Annotated in this window: 1 pseudogene; it reads left to right on the forward strand. The window is 52.8% G+C overall.

The features are described from left to right. A pseudogene (locus LI126_RS14910) lies at positions 1 to 254 on the forward strand (ABC transporter permease); the annotation flags it as partial.

The following is a 254-nucleotide window of genomic DNA, read 5'->3' on the forward strand; positions in this document are numbered from 1 at the left end:
GTTGGACTTTGCGGCGCGCTGGTTGCTCAAAACAATGGCTATGCCGATGTCAACATGGGGATTGGAACCATCGTAATCGCCCTGGCTTCAATCATCATCGGCGAAGTTGCCTTTGGCGAGCTGACACTGTCGCAGCGACTGGTTGCGGTAACCTTGGGAAGCATCATCTACCGCTTGATTCTGCTGGCAGTCCTGCAGCTGGGATTCAGTGCCAACGACCTCAACTTAATCTCTTCAATCGTCTTGGCATTGTG

This window comes from Mediterraneibacter sp. 210702-DFI.5.30, from assembly GCF_020560115.1.
Classification (GTDB): Bacteria; Bacillota; Clostridia; order Lachnospirales; family Lachnospiraceae; genus Mediterraneibacter; species Mediterraneibacter faecis.